The organism is Flavobacterium piscis (assembly GCF_031457575.1).
GTDB classification, from domain to species: Bacteria; Bacteroidota; Bacteroidia; order Flavobacteriales; family Flavobacteriaceae; genus Flavobacterium; species Flavobacterium piscis_A.
This window is the reverse complement of the sequence record NZ_JAVDWQ010000006.1, coordinates 26,207-49,776: the sequence shown is the minus strand read 5'-3', so window position 1 is coordinate 49,776 and position 23,570 is coordinate 26,207. Positions and strand designations below refer to the sequence as shown.

Here is a 23,570-nt window from a genome sequence, read left to right as displayed (position 1 = left end):
TAAATAATACATTAACCAAATATTAACATTTAAGACTCCTTTTGTTTAATATTTAAAATTTTAAGAATTTTAAGAACTTCTTCTTTAGCAATTTTAATACTTTCATTATTAATAACAAAATCGCTTTTAGAAATACGCTCCTCGTCCTTCCATTGCATTTTTATACGACTTAAAACCTGCTCAGGTGTTGTATTGTCTCTTTTTACAACTCTGTCAATTCTGATTTTTTCAGGTGCTGATACCGTAATGACAATATCACAATCTTTGTAACGACCACTTTCAAATAAAATTGCTGCCTCATAAACAACATGGGAATATTTTTTGTGTTTTATCAACCACTGTTTAAAATCCTGATTTACTGCCGGATGAATAATCTTGTTTAATTCCGTTAATTTATTAGCATCATTAAAAACTATTGCTGCTAATCTGGTTCTGTCCAAAACTTCATTTTCAAAAACGCCATCTCCAAAAGTTTTTTTTATTCTTTCAACAATTTCCGGAGATTGCATGATTCTTTTTGCCTCTTCATCAGCAATATAGACCGGAATTCCTAACTCATTAAAAAAAATTGCGATCGTAGATTTTCCACTACCTATTCCACCTGTCAGGCCTATAATTTTAGTCATTTTATACTCTAAAAAACATTTCTGGAAAAGCTTCTTGTGGCTTTTTCCTTAAAACAATAATTTTAAAAAAAGATTCTATAAATCCGGTACCATATCCATAAAATTGTTTCCAGACTGCAATAACAGAAAGATACCCAATTCTTATGTTTTTATTTTTAATACTGGATGTAAGAAAAATTATAATGAAATATACAAAATATAATTGTAATAAAAAATCAAAATTAAAAATTAACAGTAAAAAAGCTAATAATAACCCTAAAACAAAAAAAGATGGAAAGAAAAAAGTTATTTTGTTATGTTTTGGGTACCAGCTGTTTAATATTGGTCTTGCTTTTCCAAATTTATTTACCTGAACAGAAAATTTTTCCCAGTCAATTCTCCTTTTATGATATACATACGCATCTTTAAACAACCTGGTTTCAAAGCCTAAATTCCATAAACGAATCGATAAGTCAGGATCTTCTCCGGGATGAATGTTACCAAAACCGTTTGAAGTTTCAAATGCTTTTTTGGATATTCCCATATTAAAGCTACGGGGTTGGAATTTATCTATTTTTTCAGAGCCTCCACGGATTCCACCCGTAGTTAAAAAGGATGTCATAGCAAAATTAATTGCTTTTTGAATATCCGAAAAACTATCTAATGCTTTATCAGGTCCCCCAAAACAATCTACATACTTTTCATTTAGTTCTTTTCTTACCTCTGTTAAATATTGAGACGGAATAATACAATCTGAATCAAAAATTATAAAGTAATCACCTCTGGCTTTTTGCATCCCAAAGTTTCTTGAATCACCAGGTCCGGAATTCGATTTAAAGTAATATGAAATATTCAATTTCCCCTGATAGTTCATTACTACATCCTTACACGGAACTGAAGAGCCATCTTCGACAAGAACTATTTCAAATGCTTCATTATAATCAGATTTTGATAAGCTTTCTAACAATTCATCAACTTCATCCGGGCGATTATACACGGGTATAATTAAAGAAAAAATCATAATGGAATATGAGTTATTAAAGTGGTAAGTGTTTTAAATTTTGTGCAAAGATATGTTATATTCATAAAAAAACCATCAACTTTCGATTGATGGTTTTCTTTACATGATTTGTGTTTATTTTATACTTTCAATTTCTACAACTTCATTTGTTTCAGCCTTATAATCAACTCCAGCAAATTCAAATCCAAATAAATTTAAGAAATCATTTTTATATCCGGCCAAATCTCCAATTCCCGGTAAAGTTTCCGTAGTTGCTTCTAACCAAAGTTTAGCCACTTTTGCCTGAACATCATCACGCATTTCCCAGTCGTCGATTCTGATTCTTCCTTTATCATCTGTTGGTACAGGAGATCCAGAGTATAATCTATCCTGAAATAAACGCTGAATCTGTTCGATACAACCTTCATGAATTCCTTCTTCTTTCATAATTTTATATAAAAGAGATATATATAACGGAATAACCGGAATTGCAGAACTCGCTTGTGTAACCAATGCTTTGTTTACAGAAACATACGCTTTACCTCCTATTGATTTCAAACTATCTGTAATAGAGAATGCTGTAGCTTCTAAATCATCTTTTGCACGACCAATTGTACCTTTTCGGTAAACTGCTTCAGTCAATGATGGTCCAATATAAGAATAAGCAACTGTTGTAGCCCCTTCAGCTAATAAATTTTCAGCTTTTAGAGCATCAATCCACATAGCCCAGTCTTCACCGCCCATTACAGCAACAGTGTTAGTAATATCTTCATCATTTGCCTGTGCGATAGAAACTTCTGTAACGTTTCCGGTATGAAAATCAACAGTTTTATTTGTAAAAGTTTGTCCGATTGGTTTTAAAACTGAACGATGTAAAACTCCTGTAACCGGATGTTGACGTACTGGTGATGCCAAACTGTAAATGATTAAATCAATTTGACCTAAATCAGCTTTTATTAAATCTAAAGTTTGTCTTTTTATTTCGTTTGAAAAAGCATCTCCATTGATGCTTTTTGCATATAACCCTGCTTTATGAGCTTGAGCTTCAAAAGCTGCTGAGTTGTACCAACCGGGAGAAGCTGTTTTTCCTTCAACTGGTGGTTTTTCAAAAAAAACTCCAATTGTCGCTGCATCAGATCCGAAAGCACTTGTTATTCTTGAAGCCAGTCCGAAACCTGTAGAAGCACCAATAACCAGTACTTTTTTGGCTCCTTCGACTGGACCTTTTGATTTTATATATTCTATTTGATTTTTTACATTTTGTTCGCATCCTTTTGGGTGTGCTGTCAAACAAATAAATCCTCTCATTCTAGGTTCTATAATCATCTTGTAATTCTTTATCGTATTAATTCAGTTTCAGTTTTAATTTTTCAAAAATAGACATTTTATCTTTAACCCTTTTCATGTTGGTATCCATATTGTCTATAAAATTTGGGTTTAGCGCATTCTTCTTCGCTAATTTATAATAATTATAAGCTGCAATATATTCACTTTCATACTCAGCCATTCTTCCTAATTCACTATTAAACGAAGAGTAATCAACATTTTCTAAATTTTTAAATGTAAAATCAACATGCTCTTTTGCTTCTGCATATCTGCCAATATCAATCAGCAAATAAGTGTAGTTTAAATAGGGTGCGGGATACTTGGGATCAAATTTCATCGCCAGTTTATAATGATAAATTCCTTTATCATAATTACTTAACTTATTATAATAAATCCATCCTAAGTGATTGTGGGCTTTTCCAAAATCAGGATATTGAGCTAAAATTTCCTCAAGCATTTCTTTACCATCAGCAATATTTCCTTCAGATATTAATGAATCTGCTTTAATAAATTGATTTTCGTAGAAGCTTAAACTTTCCATATTTCAAGTTATCTTAATTTAATAATTGTTTTGCGTGATTTAATGCCGAATCAGAAATATTTGCTCCAGAAAGCATTTGAGCAATTTCTAAAACTCTTTCTTCCTGAGCTAATAATTTTAATTCTGATTGTGTATCGTCTCCAACTGTAGATTTGAATACTTTAAAATGCGAATCGCCTTTTGCTGCAATTTGTGGTAAATGCGTAATGGCAAATATTTGCATTTTAGTGCTCATTTCTTTCATAATTTCGCCCATTCTAATGGCAATTTCTCCTGAAACTCCAGTATCAATTTCATCAAAAATTAATGTAGGGAGTTTTGAATATTGTGCTAAAATTGCTTTTACAGCTAACATTATACGAGACATTTCCCCTCCTGAAGCTACTTTTTTCAACAATCCGAAATCGGTTCCTTTATTGGCAGAGAATAAAAATTGTAATTCGTCTTTTCCATTTTGAAAGTATGTTTCAGATGGCAAAAGTTCCATATTAAAACGAACATTCGGCATTCCTAAAGTCTCTAAAATAGAAATTAACTGATTTGATAAAACCGGAATGGCATTGAATCTGTTTTGATGAATTGTTGTTGAAAAAGCATCTAATTCTATAGTTTTCTCTTCGATTGATTTTGATAATGAAGCTATTTCTTCTTCGATATTTCCTAATTCAATAACAGCACTTTCTAAATTAGCCTGAATCTGAATTAGCTCATCTACAGAATTTACCTGATGTTTCTTTTGCAAATTGTAAATCAATTGCAATTTCTGATTGGTTAATTCTAGTTTCTCCGGATCGTTTAATAATTTTTCTGAGGCATTTTGCAATTCTCTCGAAATATCATCAAATTCAATGGCTACACTTGTAATTCTTTCAAATAAGGTTTGATATTCCGGTGAAAAAGACCCTATTTTTTGCAAAGAAGTTCTGATTTCATTCAGATTATGAAAAACTCCAAATTGCTCTTCGTTGGCAATTATTAATGATTTATCAATGGATTCTTTGATAATTTCAACGTTATTCAGCTTTTCAAAATCTGCTTCTAATTCTTCCTGCTCTCCCGATTTTAATTTAGCTGCAATCAGTTCATTCAATAAAAATGTATTGTACTCCTGCTCTTTTCCTGAATCACTTTGCTTTTTCAGTAAAGCATTTAATTTTGATTTATCTGATTTGTAAGCTTTTAATATTTTTTGATAGGCTGAAATACTATCAAAGTTATTCGCAATAGCATCAATTATTTTAAATTGAACGTTCTCATCTGATAATTCCTGAGTTTGCTGTTGCGAATGAATATCAATCAAAAATAAACTTAAATCTTGTAATTCCTGAAGATTTACCGGACTATCATTTATAAAAGCGCGTGATTTTCCAGAAGGCAAAATTTCACGTCGAATAATTGTGTCATCTTCATAATCCAGATCATTTGCCTCAAAAAACTCTTTTAAATTGTATTTAGAAATTTCGAATTGTGCTTCAATTACACATTTTTCCTCTTTATTTTTTAGTGATGTCAAATCGGCTCTTTTTCCTAAAACCAGTCCTAAAGCTCCTAATATAATAGATTTACCTGCTCCTGTTTCACCTGTAATTATAGAAAACCCTTTTGAAAAATCTATAGATAATTTTTCAATCAGAGCATAGTTTTTTATTGACAGTGACGTAATCATAAGCTAAATTTAAATGTTAATGAAGAAAAATAAATGAAAATCTATTAAAATTTAATTTGTGACCACTTGGCAGAATTCAATGGCGAAACTCTATTTAATACATCAGTAAGATCTGTAATTGGAATAGTGGGTCCGCCTGAAAATATAGAAACAATTTCATCTGATTTAGCATCAAAAAATACTCTTGTTAAAAAGGCATTTGGTTTAACTGAATTCACTTTGGTTATGAGCAATAAAGAAGATTTAATTTTTTCTTTGGCCATTTTTAAATCCTGGCTCATTACGTCTAAACCAGCATGATAAGCAAATGTTGTCTGCCGTAAATCTGAATAGGTTGGAGACAGCATATCGTTAATTAAAAAATAACGATTTTGAACTCCGTCTGACTGGGTCCAGCCTTTTGAACCTCCTTGCTGGGCAATATTAGCAATGTTTTGAGCAGTTTCAAAATAAGAATTACCTGTACCAAACACAAAGGTATCTGCGTCCATTCCTAAAATCATATAGCTGTAAAAAGACACTACCGATATTAAATTAGACTCAAATGTAGTGGGATTAAATAATAAAGGCTCAAATTCTGTATATCTGAAATTAAAATCTTTATCATTAAAATTGAAAACAGGTGACGAATAAGTTGAATTGAAAATTAATCTTGAAGATTGTATTTGTATAGTTGCTGAAAACTGATCTGAACTATGCGAGGAAAGCGTTATATACATGGAACAATTAATACGCTCATTTTGTTTAAGAACAGAACCTGTCCAGTCGGTTTTATTTATAAACTCAGACAAAGAAGTCTGAAGTGTTTTATATACCTGCTGATTTGGGTTTGGTAATCTCTCCGCATTTATTGTTACTGTACAATTTAACTGTTGTGCCTGTGCAAAACCAAAAATTAAAAATGCTATAATAGTAACTAATTTATTCATAAGTAGATAATGTCATTTAGGACTGCACAGGATTGCTTTTTATATTTTTTGCGATAAACAGAAATTATTTCTGTACATCAAAATGTTCTAAAACCTTATTTAAAATATCAACAGCAACAGATTCTTTTGTTTTTAAATCCATTGGTTCAATTTTAAAATTTTTATCAATAAAAGTAACTTTATTGGTTTCTTTTTTAAAACCGGCCCCTTCATCTTTTAAGGAATTCAGAACAATCAAATCTAAGTTTTTTTTCTGAATTTTCAACTTAGCATTTTCAATTTCATTTTCTGTTTCTAATGCAAAGCCAATTAAAAACTGATTTTTCTTGATTGCTCCCAATGATGCTAAAATATCTTTTGTTTTTTCAAGTTCAATCGAAAACTCTTCATCCTTTTTTTTAATCTTTTGTAAAGCTATTACTTTTGGCCGGTAATCAGCAACCGCAGCTGCAGCAATCGCAACATCAGCATCGTTATAATACAAATGACATGCATCATGCATTTCTTGTGCAGAAACAACATTTACAACTTTAATCGATGTATTTTTTACTTTGTAATGTGTTGGTCCCGCAATCAAAATAACCTGCGCACCTAAATTGGCAGCAGTGTTTGCAATATCAAAACCCATTTTTCCTGAGGAATGGTTCCCTATAAAACGTACAGGATCTATTGCTTCGTATGTTGGTCCGGCGGTAATGAGTATTTTTTTTTCTTTTAATGGCAATTTGCTTTCTAAATCAGCCTCAAGAAAAGCGATAATATTTTCAGGTTCTGCCATTCTTCCCTCTCCGGACAAACCACTTGCCAATTCACCATTTTCAGCAGGAATCATGATATTTCCAAATTGATTCAGAGCACTAAAGCTTGCAATAGTAGAAGGATGTTTATACATGTCCAAATCCATTGCCGGAGCAAAATACACTGAACATTTGGCAGATAAATATGTAGCAATTAAAAGATTATCACAGTTTCCTGTTGCCATTTTAGACAACGTGTTTGCTGTTGCCGGTGCAATTAGCATCAAATCGGCCCAAAGAGCTAATTCAACATGATTGTTCCAGACTGCATCCTGCTTCGCCTGCTCGCTATCCTGGCTCAAGTTATCATCCTGAGTAAAGAAACTGGAATGTACAGGATTTTTTGATAACGTAGATAACGTTAATGGAGTTACAAAATCCTTAGAAGCAGGTGTCATGATCACCTGGACATGTGCACCTGCTTTTATAAAGAGTCGTACTAATGAGGCTGTTTTATAGGCTGCAATTCCACCAGAAACACCCAGTAAAATCTTTTTCCCGTTTAAAACTGACATTATACTATAATTTATTTATTTGAACTTCTGTGGTATGTTTTACCATCCAACCATTCCTGAACGGCTAAAGCGTGAGGTTTAGGTAATTTTTCGTAAAATTTAGAAACCTCAATTTGTTCTTTATTCTCAAAAACTTCTTCAAGACTGTCATTATAAGTAGCAAACTCTTCTAACTTCTCGGTTAATTCTTTTTTAATTTCAGAATTAATTTGGTTTGCTCTTTTAGCCATAATGGTAATTGCTTCATACACATTTCCTGTTGGCTCTTCAATAACAGTTTTGTTATATGTTATCGTATTTACAGGAGCATTCGTCTTTTTTAAATCCATGACTTTTTTTTATTTAGTAAATTTTTGTAAATCAGTTTCAACCCGGGCTAACATTTCGTCAGCCAGTTTTTTGTATTTTGTAGCGCTATTAAACTTAACCAGATTGTTATAAGCTACTTTGGCAACATTTAAACGTTCTTCCATTTTTGAAGGAATACTGTTAATTGCCAATTGATATGCGGAATCATATTTGTAAAACAATGCATCTTCTTTGAAAGGTGTTCCAGGGAAATCTGCAATAAAATTATCAAAAGCAATTAATGCTGATTTATAATCTGAAATAGTATTATACCCTTTTGCATTTTCATATGCTTTTTTCTCTAATTTCCCATTTAAGATTTTAACTGTTTCATTTGCCTGAGCAATATATTCTGAATTTGGGTAATTATCAATAAAAGTCTGTAATTTATCTAATGCCTTAACGGTATCTGTTTGATCCAAACTATAAACCGGAGCTAATTTTGAATAACTATAAGCTCCTAAAAAAGCGGCTTCCTGTACTTTTTCACTACGTGGATAACCGGAAACAAAACTTTCGAACTGATAACCTGCCAAATAATATTGTTTCGTTTTGTAATAGGATTGAGAAAACATATAAAATAACTTTTCTGCCTGAGGTTTTCCTCTATACGAAGGTGCTAATTGTTCAAAAAGGCGGATTGCTTTATTATATTTGCCTGCCTCATACATTTTCGTGGCTATTTCGAACTTTGCCGCTACATCTTCATTTTTTAATGCTTTCTGGTAATCACTACAAGAACAAAAAAGGACAACAACAATTAACAGAGATACTATTTTTTTCATTTTCTTACTTTTATTATGATTTCTTAGACAATTATGCCAAAGCAAAATCACACCGAAGTTCCGGTGGCAAATTTAGTTATTAATTTAGCTACTACAAAATATATTTTGGGATAATAAAATAGCCTTAATCCTGCTCTACTTTAATACTCTTTTTAACAAATTCATTTAGTCTCCTGGCTAATAAATCATCTACAGATACCAATGGCAAACGCACAGTATTATCAGCAATACCCAGAGCTTGAAAGATTTGTTTGATTCCCGCTGGATTACCTTGTTCAAAAATCATATCAATACAATCTGATAAAAAGTATTGCGTTTTAAATGCCTCATTTACTTTTCTGTTCAATCCTAAACGAATCATTTCTGAAAATTCCTTAGGAAAACCTTGTCCAATTACTGAAATTACCCCTGCTCCGCCAGCGAGTACAATTGGCAAGGCAATCATATCATCACCCGAAATCACAAGAAAATTTTTTGGCGCATTTTTAATCAGTTGTAAAGCCTGTGCCATATCTCCGGCAGCTTCTTTTATCGCTACAATATTACTGAATTCATTAGCTAACCGAATTACAGTTGACGGCAACATATTACTTGATGTTCTGCCAGGTACATTGTATAAAATCACCGGAATTGGAGAGGCTTCAGCAATAGCTTTAAAATGCTGATAAATTCCTTCCTGTGTCGGTTTATTATAGTAAGGTGAAACTGAAAGAATTGCTTCGAATGCAGAAAAATCCCTTGTTTTTAATTCTTCAACAATCTGCATCGTATTATTTCCTCCAACTCCAAGAACCAAAGGTAATCTCCCGTTGTTAGTTTCAATTACTGTATTAATAACTGATTCCTTCTCAGATTGTGTCAAAGTTGCATTTTCTGCTGTAGTACCCATAACAACAAGATATTCAACTCCTCCGTCAATTGAAAAATTAACAATTCGCTGTAATGCTTCAAAATCAATTGAGAAATCTTTTTTAAATGGAGTTACAAGTGCAACACCAGTTCCTATTAATGATTGCATATTTTAATTTATATTTTTATTTTATATTTTTCAAATACTTAAACAATTCAGATATGAAAAGTTTGTAATTTTCTAAATCAGTGCTGATCATCCACCGGTTTATTTTTTTATCTATTGCAGAAAACCCTACTTTAAATTTAGCTTTAGACTGACTTGTTAACATCATCAAAATAGAATTTTCAATATCATAATAACTTATCAATAGGTCAAATTCAGCTTCTATAAATTCAGTCAGAAAAGGTTCCTTAATTTTCGCTTTCCAATCTATATGATTATTTCCAAAAGCAGGAAATAAATATACTTCCTGTTTATTGAATTTACTCCTGTAAACAACAATCTTTATATCTTCAGGAGCAATTCCCTGCAGGGTTAATTCGTTAATTAATTCTTTCGACTGCCTGAATTTGCTTTCATCAACCAACAGACCAACTGTCTGCACATTCTTTGTAAAGACTTCTATTTTATCATTATGCAAGTTATTTTTTAATGATTTTTTTACAAAAAACTCCTTTATATAATTTAAAAACATAGTACTTTTGCCTGATTACAAAATTAATTATTTAAGTTGCATTTAAGATGGTAAAACTAAAAAAGTATAACGGATTTTTAAAACTTTTTGTTATATTCTTAACACTTTTTTCTTTAATCTCTTGTAGTCAAAAAAATTACAATTTGACTAAGATAGATGGAAAACAGCTTCCGGTAACAGAAAAAACTGAACAAGATCCAGAAATTGAAAGTTTTATAGCACCTTACAGGAATCATATAAATGCGGATTTAGATAACATTTTGGCCTATTGTCCGGAAACAATGGATAAAAGTATTGGCAAATGGCAGAGCAACATTGGAGACCTTATGGCCGATGTATGTTTAGAAAGGGGGAATAAAGTTTTTAAAACCCGCGAAAAAAAAAACATCGACTTATGTTTTTTAAATCATGGTGGCATCAGATCTATTTTGCCTAAAGGGAATGTAACTACCAGAACTGCTTTTGAGATTATGCCTTTTGAGAATAACCTGGTTGTTTTAGCTTTAAAAGGTGAACAAATTTTAGAAATGGCTTTATATATTATTAAGGAGAAAAAGCCACATCCTTTATCTGGTATGACTTTTACCATAACAAAAGATAATACCGCAAAAGATATCCTGATTCAGGGAAAACCTCTTGATAATCACAAAATTTATTACGTAGCTACAAATGATTATTTAGCAAATGGAGGAGATAACATGAATTTTTTCCTGAAAAGTGTTCAAAAATATGATTTGAATTATAAACTTCGAAATGTTTTAATAGATTATTTTAAAGAAGTGGATACAATTCCGATAGCAAAAGACATCCGAATTACAGAAGAATACTCAAAATAATACACACGACCAGCCAAAACGAACAAAATGAAAAGAAGGGAATTTATCGAAAAAACAGCGGCAAGCACTGCCCTGTTAAGTTTAGGATTATCATTAAACAGTTTTGGAAATAATGATCTTAAACATTTGACTATTTTACACACAAATGATGTTCACAGTCATATCGATCCCTTTCCTTCTGATGATCCCCGTAATGCAAATAAAGGGGGGGTCTCCCGTCGAGCTGCTCTTATTGAAACGATTCGTAAGGAAAATCCAAATGTCCTTTTGTTAGATGCAGGTGATATTTTTCAGGGAACTCCATACTTTAATTATTATGGGGGCGAACTTGAATTTAAACTGATGAGCATGATGAAATATGATGCCTCAACAATAGGAAACCACGATTTTGACAATGGACTTGATGGTTTATACGCTCAAATGCCTCACGCCTCTTTTGAATTTATCTGTTCTAATTATGATTTTAAAAATACAGTAATGAACGGACTTGTAAAACCCTATAAAATTTTTAATAAAAACGGAATCAAAGTGGGTGTTTTTGGTTTAGGAATTGAGCTTGAAGGACTTGTAGATAAACAAATGTATAAGGAGACTATATATAATAATCCTGTAGAAATTGCGCAGGACATGACTCAGTTATTAAAAAATGAAGAGAAATGTGATTTAGTTGTTTGTCTTTCACATTTAGGCTATAAATACCGTGATAATGATTCAAAAATTTGCGATTTAAAATTAGCTGAATTAACTCAGGATATTGATTTAATTATTGGTGGTCATACACATACATTTTTAGATAGGCCTACAATTGCAAAAAATAAAGCGGGACAAGACGTATTAGTAAATCAGGTTGGATGCTACGGTATAAATTTAGGCAGAATAGATTTTTATTTTGATAATAACAAAGCGCATACAAATCAGGGTAAATCAATTATTGTATAATTTTAATATAACACTGAAGGAATCAATTTTTAAAACAAGATATAAAGTTCATCAATTGATTTTAATGATTTATTTTATATTTATTCAGATCGAAACTCTGTTTTAAAGAAAAGTCCTAAAAAATAAGTTGCGTATTTGATTTTAAGAATATTAAAATGTATTTTTAGCCCCTAAAAATTTTTTATGTCCATCTTTCGATCGCTAATACTATATCTATTTTTAACATCCTTTTACAGTATCAGTGTCTATGGCCAACAAAAAATTTATTCAGAAAAGCAGCTGTTAAAACTTTATAATGAAGCTACCATAAACTTACACAAAGGTTTATATGAAAAGTCGCTAATACAGGCAAGGTCACTTTTAAGTCACTCCATACTTGCTAAAAACAATAATTTAACTGCCAGGGCTTATAATACAATTGCTGCTAATTTCGATGAATTAACCGAACCTGAAAAAGCATTATTCTATTATAAGAAAAGCTTGATTTATGCAGAAAAGACTGAAAATTTTGAACTTCAAAACTGGATTTACAATAATTTAGGTAACATTTATTGTTTTAATAAAAAACAATATGAAAAAGGGATACACTATTATATTAAATCTTTATATTTTAGCAAGACTACTAAAGATACTGCACAAATACTTTTTACCAAACTAAACATTGCATGGGCTTATTTTGATATTGGCAGCTTCAATGAAGGTTTACCTTATTTAGAATACACCAACAAACATTATAAAGAATACAATGATAATTCCATAACAGTAGTGCTATATATGTTAAATGGTATGTATTACAGCCATATTAACAACAATCAGAACGCAGAGTTTAATTTTAAGAAGGCTATTGAAAGCGGAGTGAAATATAATGAAAAATCAGATTTGTCTTTTGTTCATCAGGAATATGCAAAATTTTTATCTAAAAATGGCGATTTTGAAAAAGCTTATGAAAACTTAAAAGCCTATAACGAAATAACGGATGATTTTAATGCAGAAGAACGGATAAGAAAAGCAAATGTAGCAGGAATTAATCTGGAAATTGATGAATTCAAAAGAGAGATTGACAAAATAGAGGTACAAAGCAAACAAAAAGAAAAACAATTTCATACAGAAAAGACCAGAAATAAAAAGATCATCACAATAATGCTTTCATTATTTATTATCAGCATTATCTTATTTTACTTTTTTTATCAAAATACAAAACTAAAACAAAAGAACAGGATTAAAAATATTCAGAACAAAATTCATCAAAATATAATAAATGCCAGTATTGACGGTCAGGAAAATGAACGTAAAAAAATAGCATTGTTTTTGCACGATACCATAAGTGCTTCATTATCTTCGGCAGGGATGCACCTGAACGTTTTTTTATCACAGCATAGTATCGTGGCAGATGAAATTGTAAAAACAAAATTTATATTAGATGAAACACATGATAAAGTGAGGGACTTGTCGCATGACCTCCTTCCTACTTTGTTAGTCCGTTTTGGATTATTATATGCGTTAGATGATTTATGCGAAAAAAACTCGAATTCTACTTTACATTTTGAATACTTAAATAATATTTCAATCAAAAACAGATATAATGAAAAGTTTGAAACCAGGATTTATTTTATCATTTCAGAACTTTTAAATAATATAATAAAACACAGTGAGGCCAACAAAGCGCAGATTCTGTTAACTGAAAATCCAGATGGATTACATATTCAGATTAATGATAATGGAAGAGGATTTGATATTAACGAATTTAATTTTGTTGAAGGTTTCGGACTTAACCAGATAAAAGCCAGAATAAATAATATGAATGGTCAATTTGATGTAAAATCAAAAAAAAATCATGGAACTTCTATAAAAATAAAAGTTCCTGTTTAATTTTTTATATCCGTTTTTCTATTTCAATAATTTCCAGATCTTTTATTTTATCTCCATCAATTACAAACCGTAACATAGTTCGAACCTGATGAAAGCCACTTTTACCAGCAGCACCGGGATTCATGTGTAATAAATTGTTTTTTTTGTCAAACATTACTTTTAAGATATGTGAGTGTCCGCAAATAAATAATTTTGGAGGATTCAATTTCATTTCTTCTTTAATATTAGGATTATATTTTCCCGGATAACCTCCAATGTGGGTAATCCAAACAGAAACATTCTCGCATAAAAACCTATTATGCAACGGGAACTCTAATCTTGCTTTCGCATCGTCAATATTTCCATAAACACAGCGTAATGGTTTTAGCTTTTTTATGGTATCCGTAACATTCAGATCTCCAATATCCCCGGCATGCCAAACTTCATCAGCCTGATTTACATATTTTAAAATAGTATCATCAATATGACTGTGAGTATCTGAAAGAAGGAGGATTTTTTTCATTTTTTTAAGGTACAAAGGTTCTGAGTCGCAAAGGTACAAAGGTTTTTTAAAAGGGACTAAGGTTCTAAATTGCTAAGATTCTGAGTTTTTTCTTATATGGCACATAATAGTGTGCTAATCTGATTTAATAAATGATTGCACAATCATCTTTACCTGCTATTGTTAGGCACTGCTGTGCGTCTCTACGATTTACCCTATCAAAAACCGATGAACCTTTGTTCCTTTGCTACTTGAACCTATAAAGAAATCTTTGTACCTTTGCGACTCAGAACCTTTGAACCTTCACTTTGAGATATTTTATTCAATTTGCTTATAACGGAACCCATTATCACGGCTGGCAATTTCAGCCCAATGCCTCATCTGTTCAGGAAACTTTAAATAAAGCGCTTTCGGTTTTATTGAGTTCCCCGATAAATGCAATGGGTGCAGGAAGAACTGATACAGGTGTACACGCAAAGGAGATGTACGCTCACTTTGATTTTGAAAAACCGATAGATGTTCCGAATTTAATTCATAAACTCAACTCTTATTTACCAAAAGACATTGCGGTTTTTAATATTGTTTTAGTTCATGATGATGCACATTGCCGGTTTGATGCTACCAAAAGAACGTATGAGTACCATATTAATACTGTTAAAAATCCGTTTTTAGAAGAATTGAGTTGGTATTTTTATCAAAATTTAGATGTAGCTTTGATGAATGAAGCCGCTGAAATTTTACTCAGCCATACCGATTTTCAATGTTTTTCTAAAGTAAATACAGATGTAAATACATTTGATTGCACGATATTTGAGGCTTATTGGAAAATTGAAAATAATAGATTGATTTTTACGATTTCGGCAAACAGGTTTTTGAGAAATATGGTTCGTGCCATAGTAGGTACTTTGATAAACATTGGTTTACATAAAATTTCGCTTGCAGATTTTGAAAACATTATTGCCAGTAAAAACAGAGAAAAAGCAGGATTTTCGGTTCCGGCACATGGTTTGTATTTAACCGAAATTGATTACGATTACATTATAAAATAGCCCTGATTGCAGTGAAAATCCTTTTTGTTTTTTCTTTAAAAACAAAAAGATTGAAACGAAAAGCAGGAAACAGCTCCTAAAAAATAAATGAAAGCAAAAGCATTTGATACCGGATTATTCAAACGGATTTTAAAATATACAAAACCTTACAAATGGCGCTATTATGGTGTTATTCTTTTTGCAGTGTCGTTATCGATTTTTGCAGCACTTCGCCCCTATTTGTTAAAACAAACTGTTGATGGTTATATTAATACGCATGATAAAGGCGGTTTATTAATGTACATTATTTTAATGGGGATTGTACTTTTATTGGAAGTGTTTTCTCAGTTTTATTTTGTTTTTTGGGCGAACTGGCTTGGACAGGATATTGTAAAAGATATTCGGAATAAACTTTTTAAACATATACTAAGTTTCAGAATGAAGTATTTTGATTTGGTTCCGGTTGGACAATTGGTGACCAGATCAGTATCTGATATTGAATCGATTGCCCGTATTTTCAGTCAGGGTTTATTTATGATTATCAGCGACCTGATGAAAATGCTGGTGGTTTTAATTTTTATGTTTTACATGAACTGGAAACTGACCTGGATTGTAATTGTAGCAATGCCAATTTTAGTTTACATTACCCGAATTTTTCAGCGTAAAATGCAGGTTGCCTTTGAGGAAGTACGAACTCAGATTGCAAATATGAACTCTTTTGTTCAGGAACGTGTAACCGGAATGAAAATTGTTCAGCTTTTTAATCGTGAGAAAATCGAAGCCGAAAACTTTAAAAACATCAATGACAAACATCGGGTTGCCTGGATAAAAACAATTTTATACAACTCGATATTTTTTCCGATTGCCGATATTATTTCGTCAATTACCTTAGGTTTAGTTGTTGTTTACGGTGGATTTAAAATTTTGAATGGCGATAATTTTACCACCTTTGGAGATTTATTTTCTTACACCATGTTTATTGGGATGTTGTTTAACCCACTACGCCAGATTGCAGATAAATTCAATGAGATGCAATTAGGAATGATTGCTGCCAATCGTGTTTTTGATATTATAGATACTCAGGACCATATTCAGGATACCGGAACCCTGGAAGCTCCTGTTTTTGATGGAAGCATAGAATTTAAAGACGTCCGCTTTAGCTATATTCCGGAAGAGGAAGTAATCAAAGGGATTAATTTATCTGTTGATAAGAGTCAGACAATTGCTATTGTAGGTTCGACCGGGGCAGGTAAATCAACAATTATCAACTTATTGAATCGTTTTTACGAAATCAACAGTGGTAGCATTTTCATTGACGGTCATAATATAGAAAATTACACTTTGGCATCCTTACGAAAACAAATTGCAGTGGTTTTGCAGGATGTCTTTTTATTTGCCGATACAATTTACAATAATATTACCTTAAACAATCCCGAAATTACCCGTGAACAGGTTCTTAACGCTGCCAAAAAAATTGGTGTTCACGATTTCATTATGACTTTACCTGATAATTATGATTTTGATGTAAAAGAGAGGGGTGTTATGCTTTCGTCCGGTCAACGCCAGTTAATTGCATTTTTGCGTTCGTATGTCAGCAATCCGAGTATTCTGATTCTGGACGAAGCTACTTCGTCTATTGATACCTATTCTGAAGAATTAATTCAACGCGCAACTGAGACGATTACCAAAGGCAGAACATCAATAATCATTGCACACAGATTAGCCACAATCGTTAATGCGGATAAAATTGTAGTGATGGATAAAGGCTTAATTGTCGAACAGGGAACCCATCAGGAATTACTAAATAAAAATGAAGGATATTACAGAAACTTATATGATTCTCAATTTTCTGTAGCCAACTGAGAATTAAAAAATTAATCCTTAAAAAGTTAAAACTGTGTTAGCGTAATCCTAAAAAAGACTCTGAGACAAACAGCTTAGCCTGCTTTGAATATAATTTTAGTACATTTGAGAATCTAAATTCAAATTAAAATGCCACAAATTAGAATTTATCCAAACGAACAATTTAAAGAAATAGAAGTTAATGCTTCGATGCAACTTCGATATGCAATTTCTAATAAAGGCCGATTGGTCAGTTTTTCTGATGAAATAGAAAATGGCCGCATTTTAAAAGGAAGCCTGAGTGATGGTTACCCAACTTTTCGATTTAAAATTAAAAAAGAAGGAAAAACTATCAATAAATACCTTTTTTTATACAAATTAGTTGCTCAATATTTTATTCCGAAACAATCAGATGAACAAACCTATGTCCTTCATTTGGATTATGTCAGAAATAATGATGATGTAAGCAATTTGCGTTGGGCCACCAGATCTGAAATGATGGAACACAGTCGTAAAAGCCCTCACGTTATTCAGGCAAAAAAAAACCTGATTGAACACAATATAAAAGCTGATGGCAGAAAATTAACTACAACTAAAGTGATGCTTATCAAAAAAATGCTGGCAAGACCTGAGCAAAAAACACGTTTAAAAATGATTGCCAAGCAATTTGGCGTAAGCGAAATGCAAATCAGGCGTATTGCCAGCGGTGAAAACTGGGGACATATTAAAATTTGATGGCTGATGGCTGATGGCTGATGGTAAATTTAAAATATGGTATGTAGAATTCATAATCAACACAGGATATTTTCTGATTTTACCCATCCTGCATTTTTGCTAAAAAAAGCCGAAAAACAAACTCCATTTTCTCTTTTTTATATAACTTTTTACTGAATCTCTGTGAAAAGGTCAAAATCTGAAGCGGTAAAAATAAAATTTAAACCATTTTTTAAAATAAATCCTTAAATTCGCAATCACAAATAACAAAGAAAAAATCGGAAAGTGAGTTTCGGAATTATAAACCTCATTTTCGGTATTTAATACTAAAAACCAAAAAAATGACACGAGCGTTAGCGACTGCATTTTAGCATTAAAAACAAATTAAAAAACTTTAAAATGAAATACGACGTTATTGTTTTAGGAAGTGGTCCCGGCGGATATGTAACAGCTATCAGAGCATCTCAATTAGGCTTTAAAGTAGCTGTAGTTGAAAAAGAAAATTTAGGTGGTGTATGTTTAAATTGGGGATGTATCCCAACAAAAGCATTACTAAAATCTGCTCAGGTTTTTGATTATCTAAAACACGCTTCAGATTACGGATTGACAGTTTCTGAGTTTGACAAAGATTTCTCTGCTGTAGTACAACGCAGCCGTGGAGTTGCTGAAGGAATGAGCAAAGGTGTTCAATTCTTAATGAAAAAAAACAAAATTGACGTTATTGAAGGTTTTGGAAAATTGAAACCAGGAAAAAAACTTGACGTTACGGATAAAGACAATAAAGTTACCGAATACAGTGCTGACCATATCATTATTGCTACTGGAGCCCGTTCCCGTGAGTTACCAAACTTACCTCAGGATGGTGTAAAAGTAATTGGGTACCGTCAGGCAATGACATTACCAACACAGCCAAAATCTATGATTATTGTAGGTTCAGGAGCAATTGGAGTTGAGTTTGCCCATTTTTACAACTCAATGGGAACGGAAGTTACTATTGTTGAATTTATGCCAAACATAGTTCCTGTTGAAGACGAAGACATTTCGAAGCAAATGGAACGCTCAATGAAAAAAGCAGGAGTAAAAATCATGACCAGCTCTTCTGTTGAGAAAATTGATACTTCCGGGGCTGGTGTAAAAGCTACTGTAAAAACAGCAAAAGGAGAAGAAATTCTGGAAGCTGATATTGTACTTTCTGCAGTAGGAATCAAAACAAACATCGAAAACATCGGATTGGAAGAAGTTGGAATTGCTGTTGACAGAGATAAAATCTTAGTTAACGCTTACAACGCAACTAATATTCCTGGTTACTACGCAATTGGAGACGTTACTCCTGGTCAGGCATTGGCTCACGTAGCTTCAGCTGAAGGAATCAACTGTGTGGAAAAAATTAAAGGTTTACACGTAGACCCAATCGATTACGGAAACGTTCCGGGTTGTACGTATGCAACTCCGGAAATCGCTTCAGTAGGCCTTACTGAAAAACAAGCAAAAGAAAAAGGATACGAATTAAAAATTGGTAAATTCCCATTCTCAGCTTCAGGAAAAGCAAAAGCGGCTGGAACTCCAGACGGATTCGTAAAAGTAATCTTCGATGCCAAATACGGAGAATGGTTAGGATGCCACATGATTGGTGCAGGTGTTACAGATATGATTGCTGAGGCAGTCGTTGCCCGTAAACTGGAAACCACAGGTCATGAAATCCTAAAATCTATCCACCCTCACCCTACAATGAGCGAGGCTGTTATGGAAGCGGTTGCTGATGCTTACGGCGAAGTTATCCATTTGTAATTTCTAATACATAGTTTTTCAATATAAAATCCGATTTGTTTTCACAAATCGGATTTTTTTTATGGCATGCCCCGCAGAAAAAGCGGGTCGGGCTATCCGCTAAATCTTTTGTTCCGTTTCTCTTCACAAAAGGATATCGCTGCTATCCCTCATGCGGCTCGTTTTCATAAGAATTCTATAAAGAAAATAAAAAGTTAAAAATATTTTTTAGCAACCAAAAAGTTGCGTATATTTGCAACTGATTGATTGCGTATTTAATAAATGATAAAATGAAAAGAGATATTTTCCAGGCTATTGCTGATCCGACACGCAGGGCAATTTTAGTACTAATTACAACACAAGCCTTAACGCCTAATGCAATAGCGGAACAATTTGATACAACAAGACAGGCAGTTTCCAAACACATTAAGATTTTAAACGAATGTGAATTACTGCAGCAACACAAATCGGGAAGAGAAATCTTCTACCAATTAAAAATTGACAAAATGAAAGAAATTGATAATTGGCTGGAACAATTTAAGCTACATTGGGAAAATCGTTTCAATCAATTGGATCAGGTATTAATTAATTTAAAATCTAAAGAAAATGAAAGCTAATCTTTTAATGAACTTTACCGTAGACAAAGAAAACAGCACGGTTAATGTAAAACGAGAATTTAATGCATCACTTGCCAATGTCTGGACAGCCTGGACAGAACCTGAAATATTGGACCAATGGTGGGCTCCTGCCCCATGGAAATCCAGAACCAAAAAAATGGAGTTTAGGGAAGGTGGACAGAGAATATACGCCATGGTTGGACCAGAAGGCAAAGAACATTGGGCTTTGGCAGATTATACTTCCATAACACCTAAAACAAACTTTAAATATCTGGATGCTTTTTGCGATAGCGAAGGTAATTTAAATACAGATTTACCGCGTTCAGATTGGGATGTCAGTTTTACAGAACTAAATGGCTCCACCTTTGTTGACATAGCCATCAAGCATGAAAACCTGTCTGATCTGGAAAAAATAATTGAAATGGGCTTTAAGGAAGGGTTTACCATAGCCATGGAAGGTTTGGATGCTATTTTTGCTTCAAAAGAATAAATCACTTGGACTAAAAGTCGGCTGATTTGGCTGGCAGACTAAAAGTTGGCAAGGTTGTAACACTATTATTAGCCACAATTTGCACGAATTAGTACTAATTAATTTGTGTAAATTGTGACTAATTTTTTTTAGAAGCTAAAGCAAATCACTAAAATACATAGTTAAAACTATATCTGAGACCACCAATAAAAAACTAAATAATTTATGAAAGTCCCTTTTAATGAATTTTGCGGGTGAAATGCTCCAGAAGTTTTCCAACTTCCGTGTTCGTCTGGTTATTGTGGGTGACTTTGAAAAATACCAAAGCAAAAGTATCAGGGATTTTATTTTTGAGAGTAATAACGGGCGACAAATTAACTTTACAGCTACTTTAAATGAAGGTTTAAAAAACTGTCAATATAATTTACCGGCGATTTCAAGTCAGGATTTACATTCTTCCATAACAGCCCGGGCTTATAAAAACACCTCTACCCTGATCTGATGGAAGCGATATCCTTCTGTAGCGAGCCCGGGAGCATAAAAGATTTAGTGAACAGCAGGACAAATGATTATAGTACTAATTAATAGTTCTGCTTCTAAAACTCAAACTACAAAATGAGGCCAGCATCCATAATTATATAACTACTTTACTTAGAAAATGCTTTATATTCGATATGTTTCCGCAAATCGGATATTTTATTTTTAGAAAAGTTAAATATAAAAGGTAATAAAAAAAAAATTAGACGTTTTGTTTCCATAATAAATTTCTTATTTTTAAGGCTTAAAAAATTAAAATATGAAATTACCTTTTATAGAAATCATAGAAGCGACTACGTCTGATCCGAATTTACTGATGTGGAAATTTCATGATGAGGACAAAGAAATAAAAAATGGGGCCAAATTAACGGTACGTGAAAGCCAGCATGCACTCTTTTTGAATGAAGGACAGCTTGCAGATGTCTTTGCCCCGGGAATGCACACTTTATCTACAGAAAATATTCCGGTTTTAAGCCGTTTAAAGGGCTGGAAATACGGATTTGAAAGTCCGTTTAAAGCTGATATTTATTTTTTTAACACCCATCAGTTTATCAATAACAAATGGGGAACCCCTGCCCCTATTCTGCTCAACGATCCACAATTCGGTCAGGTACGGGTAAGGGCTTTTGGAAGTTTTGATTTAAAAATTGTGGATGTGCCTGTATTTTTTCGTCAGTATGCCGGAACGCACGGGCAGCTGACCATTTTTGAACTGCAGCAACAATTAAGAGATTTTGTAGCCCCAAAATTTGGAGAAGTGCTCGCCAATGAAAATATTTCGGTAACAGACATTGCAGGAAACATAACAGTACTCGGCCAAAAAATAGAACCCTGTCTAAAACCTTATTTTCTTCAATTAGGAATTGAGCTTACCCAATTTGTAGTTACAAGTGTCACGCTTCCGGAAGAAGTTACCGCTCATTATGATAAAATTACCAATATGAATATGGTGACAGATATGGATAAGTTTACCAAATTCAACACGGCAAATGCCATTGGCGAAAAAGGAACGGCCATTCATGATGCTACACAAAATGCATTGGCTATGGGGATTATGATGAACCAGATGCAGCAAAATAAACCGGAAGTAAAAGAAGATATTACCTCTAAACTGCAAAAAGTCAAAACATTGTTTGATGCCGGTTTAATTGACGAAGATGAGTTTAAAGCAAAGAAATCCGAATTACTAAACTTACTGTAATATGGAGGAGAAAAAAATTAGTTCTTATCTGGACAGACTAAAAGAGAAAGCCCGGGAACAAGAAAATTACGGTGGAAAAACGGAAATAAGTGATGCAAAAATGGATGCCAGAACATGTCCGAATTGCGGTGCGGGACGTACCAAACATGACGGAATTACACATTGTGGTTACTGTGGATTTGAATTTATCAGTGTAAAACTCACCGATGGTATCTATATTAAAAAAGAGGACAATTCACTTTAAAAAGAAAATAAATGTTAGGATTATTTAACAACAAAAAAGGAGAAGCAGGAACATCGCCGGAATGGCTTCAAACCCTTGATGAGTCTAAAGAAAGATTATTTTTATTTCTGGATAAACTGGAAGCCAAAATGGAGGAACTCTGTTCTGCAGCAATACCGGAACTAAACGACCTTATGGCAAATGATGAAGACATATATAAAAGGACTTTTCACAGGGTTTATGCGGGCGTTAATGGTCAACTTTCGAACATCAGGCAAAAAGCAAGTGATGTTTATGACGAGAAAATCATTGATTTGTATGAAAACATTAATGCTAAGGTTTCCGTTTTAAATCCGCATCATAGTTTATTGTCCAATTTCAGAACCGAATGTTCCGAAAGACACCATAGAAAATTTGAAGAAAAATATCAGTACTGGCAAAATCAATTAGAAAAAACACAAGAGCGTGATCTCGAAATTGAATACCAAAAAGTATTAACCGAATACAATTCCATAAAAAACAGTTTCAACTGCAAACAGTGCGGAGGAAATATCACAATCGAAAAAATATTCTTTATCGATACTTACATTCCCTGCATGCATTGCCAAACCCAAAATACATTTGAGCCAAGCACTCAGGCAAGAATGCTACAAATTTTTGCAAGAAATCTGGCAGAGCAAAGAACGGCACATTTATATGAAATATACCAGACAGAATACAATAAAGAAAGGGATTTGTACCATAAAAAACATGAATTAAGCCTAAGCAGAATTCATGAAAATGATAAAAATGCTCTGGCTCAAAAACAAGTCCAAATGGAGGAACTGGAAAACCAAAGACAGGAATCTATAAAAAATGCCCCAAAATTATATCGTATTTACTTGCGCGCCATGTATGATGAGTGGAACAAAATTACACCTGATTTAAAAGAGCATCATGAAAAATTATACGAAAATCAAATAAATTATTAATCTAAAAAAATGCAAAA

The 23,570-nt window shown here is 32.7% G+C and carries 25 protein-coding genes; 13 read left to right on the top strand and 12 right to left on the bottom strand.

Annotated features, from left to right (window positions below; genetic code table 11):
- Window positions 1-29 precede the first annotated feature (29 nt).
- The 11 genes from coaE to J2W48_RS10280 form a co-directional block, all read right to left on the bottom strand.
- Window positions 30-626: a dephospho-CoA kinase gene (gene coaE, locus J2W48_RS10330; protein ID WP_310280976.1), complete on the bottom strand. Its 597-nt coding sequence runs from the start codon at window positions 624-626 to the stop codon at window positions 30-32.
- A gap of 1 nt (window position 627) precedes the next feature.
- Window positions 628-1,626: a glycosyltransferase family 2 protein gene (locus J2W48_RS10325; RefSeq protein ID WP_310280974.1), complete on the bottom strand. Its 999-nt coding sequence runs from the start codon at window positions 1,624-1,626 to the stop codon at window positions 628-630.
- A gap of 114 nt (window positions 1,627-1,740) precedes the next feature.
- Window positions 1,741-2,931: an enoyl-ACP reductase FabV gene (gene fabV / locus J2W48_RS10320; protein ID WP_310280973.1), complete on the bottom strand. Its 1,191-nt coding sequence runs from the start codon at window positions 2,929-2,931 to the stop codon at window positions 1,741-1,743.
- 19 nt (window positions 2,932-2,950) lie between these two features.
- Window positions 2,951-3,472, bottom strand: a complete 522-nt coding sequence (locus J2W48_RS10315) for a hypothetical protein (protein ID WP_310280971.1) — start codon at window positions 3,470-3,472, stop codon at window positions 2,951-2,953.
- Between the two features lie 13 nt (window positions 3,473-3,485).
- Window positions 3,486-5,138, bottom strand: a complete 1,653-nt coding sequence (recN, locus tag J2W48_RS10310) for a DNA repair protein RecN (protein WP_310280969.1) — start codon at window positions 5,136-5,138, stop codon at window positions 3,486-3,488.
- Between the two features lie 44 nt (window positions 5,139-5,182).
- Window positions 5,183-6,067, bottom strand: a complete 885-nt coding sequence (porD, locus tag J2W48_RS10305; protein ID WP_310280967.1) for a type IX secretion system protein PorD — start codon at window positions 6,065-6,067, stop codon at window positions 5,183-5,185.
- 64 nt (window positions 6,068-6,131) lie between these two features.
- On the bottom strand, window positions 6,132-7,379 hold the full coding sequence (gene coaBC / locus J2W48_RS10300) for a bifunctional phosphopantothenoylcysteine decarboxylase/phosphopantothenate--cysteine ligase CoaBC (RefSeq protein ID WP_310280965.1): 1,248 nt from the start codon (window positions 7,377-7,379) through the stop codon (window positions 6,132-6,134).
- Between the two features lie 11 nt (window positions 7,380-7,390).
- Window positions 7,391-7,708, bottom strand: a complete 318-nt coding sequence (locus tag J2W48_RS10295; RefSeq protein WP_008463064.1) for a DNA-directed RNA polymerase subunit omega — start codon at window positions 7,706-7,708, stop codon at window positions 7,391-7,393.
- 9 nt (window positions 7,709-7,717) lie between these two features.
- Window positions 7,718-8,512 carry an outer membrane protein assembly factor BamD gene (locus tag J2W48_RS10290; protein ID WP_310280955.1) on the bottom strand — a complete coding sequence of 265 codons (795 nt, stop codon included), beginning with the start codon at window positions 8,510-8,512 and terminating at the stop codon, window positions 7,718-7,720.
- Window positions 8,513-8,636: 124 nt separating this feature from the next.
- On the bottom strand, window positions 8,637-9,530 hold the full coding sequence (dapA, locus tag J2W48_RS10285; protein ID WP_310280953.1) for a 4-hydroxy-tetrahydrodipicolinate synthase: 894 nt from the start codon (window positions 9,528-9,530) through the stop codon (window positions 8,637-8,639).
- 16 nt (window positions 9,531-9,546) lie between these two features.
- Complete coding sequence (locus J2W48_RS10280) at window positions 9,547-10,059, bottom strand: DUF6913 domain-containing protein (RefSeq protein ID WP_310280951.1); 513 nt, start codon at window positions 10,057-10,059, stop codon at window positions 9,547-9,549.
- Window positions 10,060-10,106: 47 nt separating this feature from the next.
- Between J2W48_RS10280 and J2W48_RS10275 the strand changes: the two genes are divergently transcribed.
- The 3 genes from J2W48_RS10275 (at window position 10,107) to J2W48_RS10265 (ending at window position 13,703) form a co-directional block, all read left to right on the top strand.
- On the top strand, window positions 10,107-10,895 hold the full coding sequence (locus J2W48_RS10275; protein WP_310280948.1) for a 5'-nucleotidase: 789 nt from the start codon (window positions 10,107-10,109) through the stop codon (window positions 10,893-10,895).
- Window positions 10,896-10,922: 27 nt separating this feature from the next.
- On the top strand, window positions 10,923-11,834 hold the full coding sequence (locus J2W48_RS10270; RefSeq protein ID WP_310280946.1) for a bifunctional metallophosphatase/5'-nucleotidase: 912 nt from the start codon (window positions 10,923-10,925) through the stop codon (window positions 11,832-11,834).
- A gap of 183 nt (window positions 11,835-12,017) precedes the next feature.
- A complete protein-coding gene (locus J2W48_RS10265) occupies window positions 12,018-13,703 on the top strand; it encodes a tetratricopeptide repeat-containing sensor histidine kinase (RefSeq protein ID WP_310280944.1) in 1,686 nt (561 codons plus the stop codon).
- A 4-nt stretch (window positions 13,704-13,707) separates the two neighbouring features.
- Here J2W48_RS10265 and J2W48_RS10260 read toward each other — a convergent pair whose 3' ends face one another.
- Window positions 13,708-14,205 carry a metallophosphoesterase family protein gene (locus J2W48_RS10260; protein WP_310280942.1) on the bottom strand — a complete coding sequence of 166 codons (498 nt, stop codon included), beginning with the start codon at window positions 14,203-14,205 and terminating at the stop codon, window positions 13,708-13,710.
- Window positions 14,206-14,492: 287 nt separating this feature from the next.
- Here J2W48_RS10260 and truA point away from each other — a divergent pair, with 287 nt between their 5' ends.
- The 10 genes from truA (at window position 14,493) to J2W48_RS10210 (ending at window position 23,553) form a co-directional block, all read left to right on the top strand.
- Complete coding sequence (gene truA / locus J2W48_RS10255) at window positions 14,493-15,233, top strand: tRNA pseudouridine(38-40) synthase TruA (RefSeq protein ID WP_310280940.1); 741 nt, start codon at window positions 14,493-14,495, stop codon at window positions 15,231-15,233.
- A gap of 87 nt (window positions 15,234-15,320) precedes the next feature.
- Window positions 15,321-17,075, top strand: coding sequence for an ABC transporter ATP-binding protein (locus tag J2W48_RS10250; protein WP_310280938.1), 1,755 nt, complete (start codon window positions 15,321-15,323; stop codon window positions 17,073-17,075).
- A gap of 129 nt (window positions 17,076-17,204) precedes the next feature.
- Window positions 17,205-17,789: an NUMOD4 domain-containing protein gene (locus J2W48_RS10245; protein ID WP_310280936.1), complete on the top strand. Its 585-nt coding sequence runs from the start codon at window positions 17,205-17,207 to the stop codon at window positions 17,787-17,789.
- Window positions 17,790-18,167: 378 nt separating this feature from the next.
- Window positions 18,168-19,556 (top strand): dihydrolipoyl dehydrogenase, encoded by a 1,389-nt coding sequence (lpdA, locus tag J2W48_RS10240; protein ID WP_310280934.1) that lies wholly within the window; start codon window positions 18,168-18,170, stop codon window positions 19,554-19,556.
- Between the two features lie 269 nt (window positions 19,557-19,825).
- Window positions 19,826-20,152: an ArsR/SmtB family transcription factor gene (locus tag J2W48_RS10235; RefSeq protein WP_310280932.1), complete on the top strand. Its 327-nt coding sequence runs from the start codon at window positions 19,826-19,828 to the stop codon at window positions 20,150-20,152.
- A complete protein-coding gene (locus tag J2W48_RS10230; RefSeq protein ID WP_310280930.1) occupies window positions 20,142-20,642 on the top strand; it encodes an SRPBCC family protein in 501 nt (166 codons plus the stop codon). Before J2W48_RS10235 ends, J2W48_RS10230 begins: the two co-directional genes overlap by 11 nt.
- Window positions 20,643-20,862: 220 nt before the next feature.
- Window positions 20,863-21,123: a DUF4180 domain-containing protein gene (locus J2W48_RS10225; protein WP_310280928.1), complete on the top strand. Its 261-nt coding sequence runs from the start codon at window positions 20,863-20,865 to the stop codon at window positions 21,121-21,123.
- A 294-nt stretch (window positions 21,124-21,417) separates the two neighbouring features.
- Window positions 21,418-22,359 (top strand): SPFH domain-containing protein, encoded by a 942-nt coding sequence (locus tag J2W48_RS10220; protein WP_310280926.1) that lies wholly within the window; start codon window positions 21,418-21,420, stop codon window positions 22,357-22,359.
- 1 nt (window position 22,360) lies between these two features.
- Window positions 22,361-22,603 (top strand): hypothetical protein, encoded by a 243-nt coding sequence (locus J2W48_RS10215; protein ID WP_310280924.1) that lies wholly within the window; start codon window positions 22,361-22,363, stop codon window positions 22,601-22,603.
- An 11-nt stretch (window positions 22,604-22,614) separates the two neighbouring features.
- Window positions 22,615-23,553, top strand: a complete 939-nt coding sequence (locus J2W48_RS10210; RefSeq protein ID WP_310280922.1) for a hypothetical protein — start codon at window positions 22,615-22,617, stop codon at window positions 23,551-23,553.
- Window positions 23,554-23,570 lie beyond the last annotated feature (17 nt).

Bases quoted from the DNA above. Each gene is read 5' to 3' on its own strand.
- J2W48_RS10275 (WP_310280948.1), top strand. From the start codon at position 10,107: ATGGTAAAACTAAAAAAGTATAACGGATTTTTAAAACTTTTTGTTATA.
- J2W48_RS10215 (WP_310280924.1), top strand. From the start codon at position 22,361: ATGGAGGAGAAAAAAATTAGTTCTTATCTGGACAGACTAAAAGAGAAA.
- J2W48_RS10225 (WP_310280928.1), top strand. From the start codon at position 20,863: ATGAATTTTGCGGGTGAAATGCTCCAGAAGTTTTCCAACTTCCGTGTT.
- J2W48_RS10325 (WP_310280974.1), bottom strand. From the start codon at position 1,626: ATGATTTTTTCTTTAATTATACCCGTGTATAATCGCCCGGATGAAGTT.
- dapA (WP_310280953.1), bottom strand. From the start codon at position 9,530: ATGCAATCATTAATAGGAACTGGTGTTGCACTTGTAACTCCATTTAAA.
- porD (WP_310280967.1), bottom strand. From the start codon at position 6,067: ATGAATAAATTAGTTACTATTATAGCATTTTTAATTTTTGGTTTTGCA.
- fabV (WP_310280973.1), bottom strand. From the start codon at position 2,931: ATGATTATAGAACCTAGAATGAGAGGATTTATTTGTTTGACAGCACAC.
- J2W48_RS10290 (WP_310280955.1), bottom strand. From the start codon at position 8,512: ATGAAAAAAATAGTATCTCTGTTAATTGTTGTTGTCCTTTTTTGTTCT.
- J2W48_RS10235 (WP_310280932.1), top strand. From the start codon at position 19,826: ATGAAAAGAGATATTTTCCAGGCTATTGCTGATCCGACACGCAGGGCA.
- J2W48_RS10245 (WP_310280936.1), top strand. From the start codon at position 17,205: ATGCCACAAATTAGAATTTATCCAAACGAACAATTTAAAGAAATAGAA.
- J2W48_RS10280 (WP_310280951.1), bottom strand. From the start codon at position 10,059: ATGTTTTTAAATTATATAAAGGAGTTTTTTGTAAAAAAATCATTAAAA.
- J2W48_RS10220 (WP_310280926.1), top strand. From the start codon at position 21,418: ATGAAATTACCTTTTATAGAAATCATAGAAGCGACTACGTCTGATCCG.
- recN (WP_310280969.1), bottom strand. From the start codon at position 5,138: ATGATTACGTCACTGTCAATAAAAAACTATGCTCTGATTGAAAAATTA.
- J2W48_RS10295 (WP_008463064.1), bottom strand. From the start codon at position 7,708: ATGGATTTAAAAAAGACGAATGCTCCTGTAAATACGATAACATATAAC.
- coaE (WP_310280976.1), bottom strand. From the start codon at position 626: ATGACTAAAATTATAGGCCTGACAGGTGGAATAGGTAGTGGAAAATCT.
- J2W48_RS10250 (WP_310280938.1), top strand. From the start codon at position 15,321: ATGAAAGCAAAAGCATTTGATACCGGATTATTCAAACGGATTTTAAAA.
- coaBC (WP_310280965.1), bottom strand. From the start codon at position 7,379: ATGTCAGTTTTAAACGGGAAAAAGATTTTACTGGGTGTTTCTGGTGGA.
- J2W48_RS10210 (WP_310280922.1), top strand. From the start codon at position 22,615: ATGTTAGGATTATTTAACAACAAAAAAGGAGAAGCAGGAACATCGCCG.
- J2W48_RS10265 (WP_310280944.1), top strand. From the start codon at position 12,018: ATGTCCATCTTTCGATCGCTAATACTATATCTATTTTTAACATCCTTT.
- lpdA (WP_310280934.1), top strand. From the start codon at position 18,168: ATGAAATACGACGTTATTGTTTTAGGAAGTGGTCCCGGCGGATATGTA.
- J2W48_RS10315 (WP_310280971.1), bottom strand. From the start codon at position 3,472: ATGGAAAGTTTAAGCTTCTACGAAAATCAATTTATTAAAGCAGATTCA.
- J2W48_RS10230 (WP_310280930.1), top strand. From the start codon at position 20,142: ATGAAAGCTAATCTTTTAATGAACTTTACCGTAGACAAAGAAAACAGC.
- J2W48_RS10270 (WP_310280946.1), top strand. From the start codon at position 10,923: ATGAAAAGAAGGGAATTTATCGAAAAAACAGCGGCAAGCACTGCCCTG.
- J2W48_RS10260 (WP_310280942.1), bottom strand. From the start codon at position 14,205: ATGAAAAAAATCCTCCTTCTTTCAGATACTCACAGTCATATTGATGAT.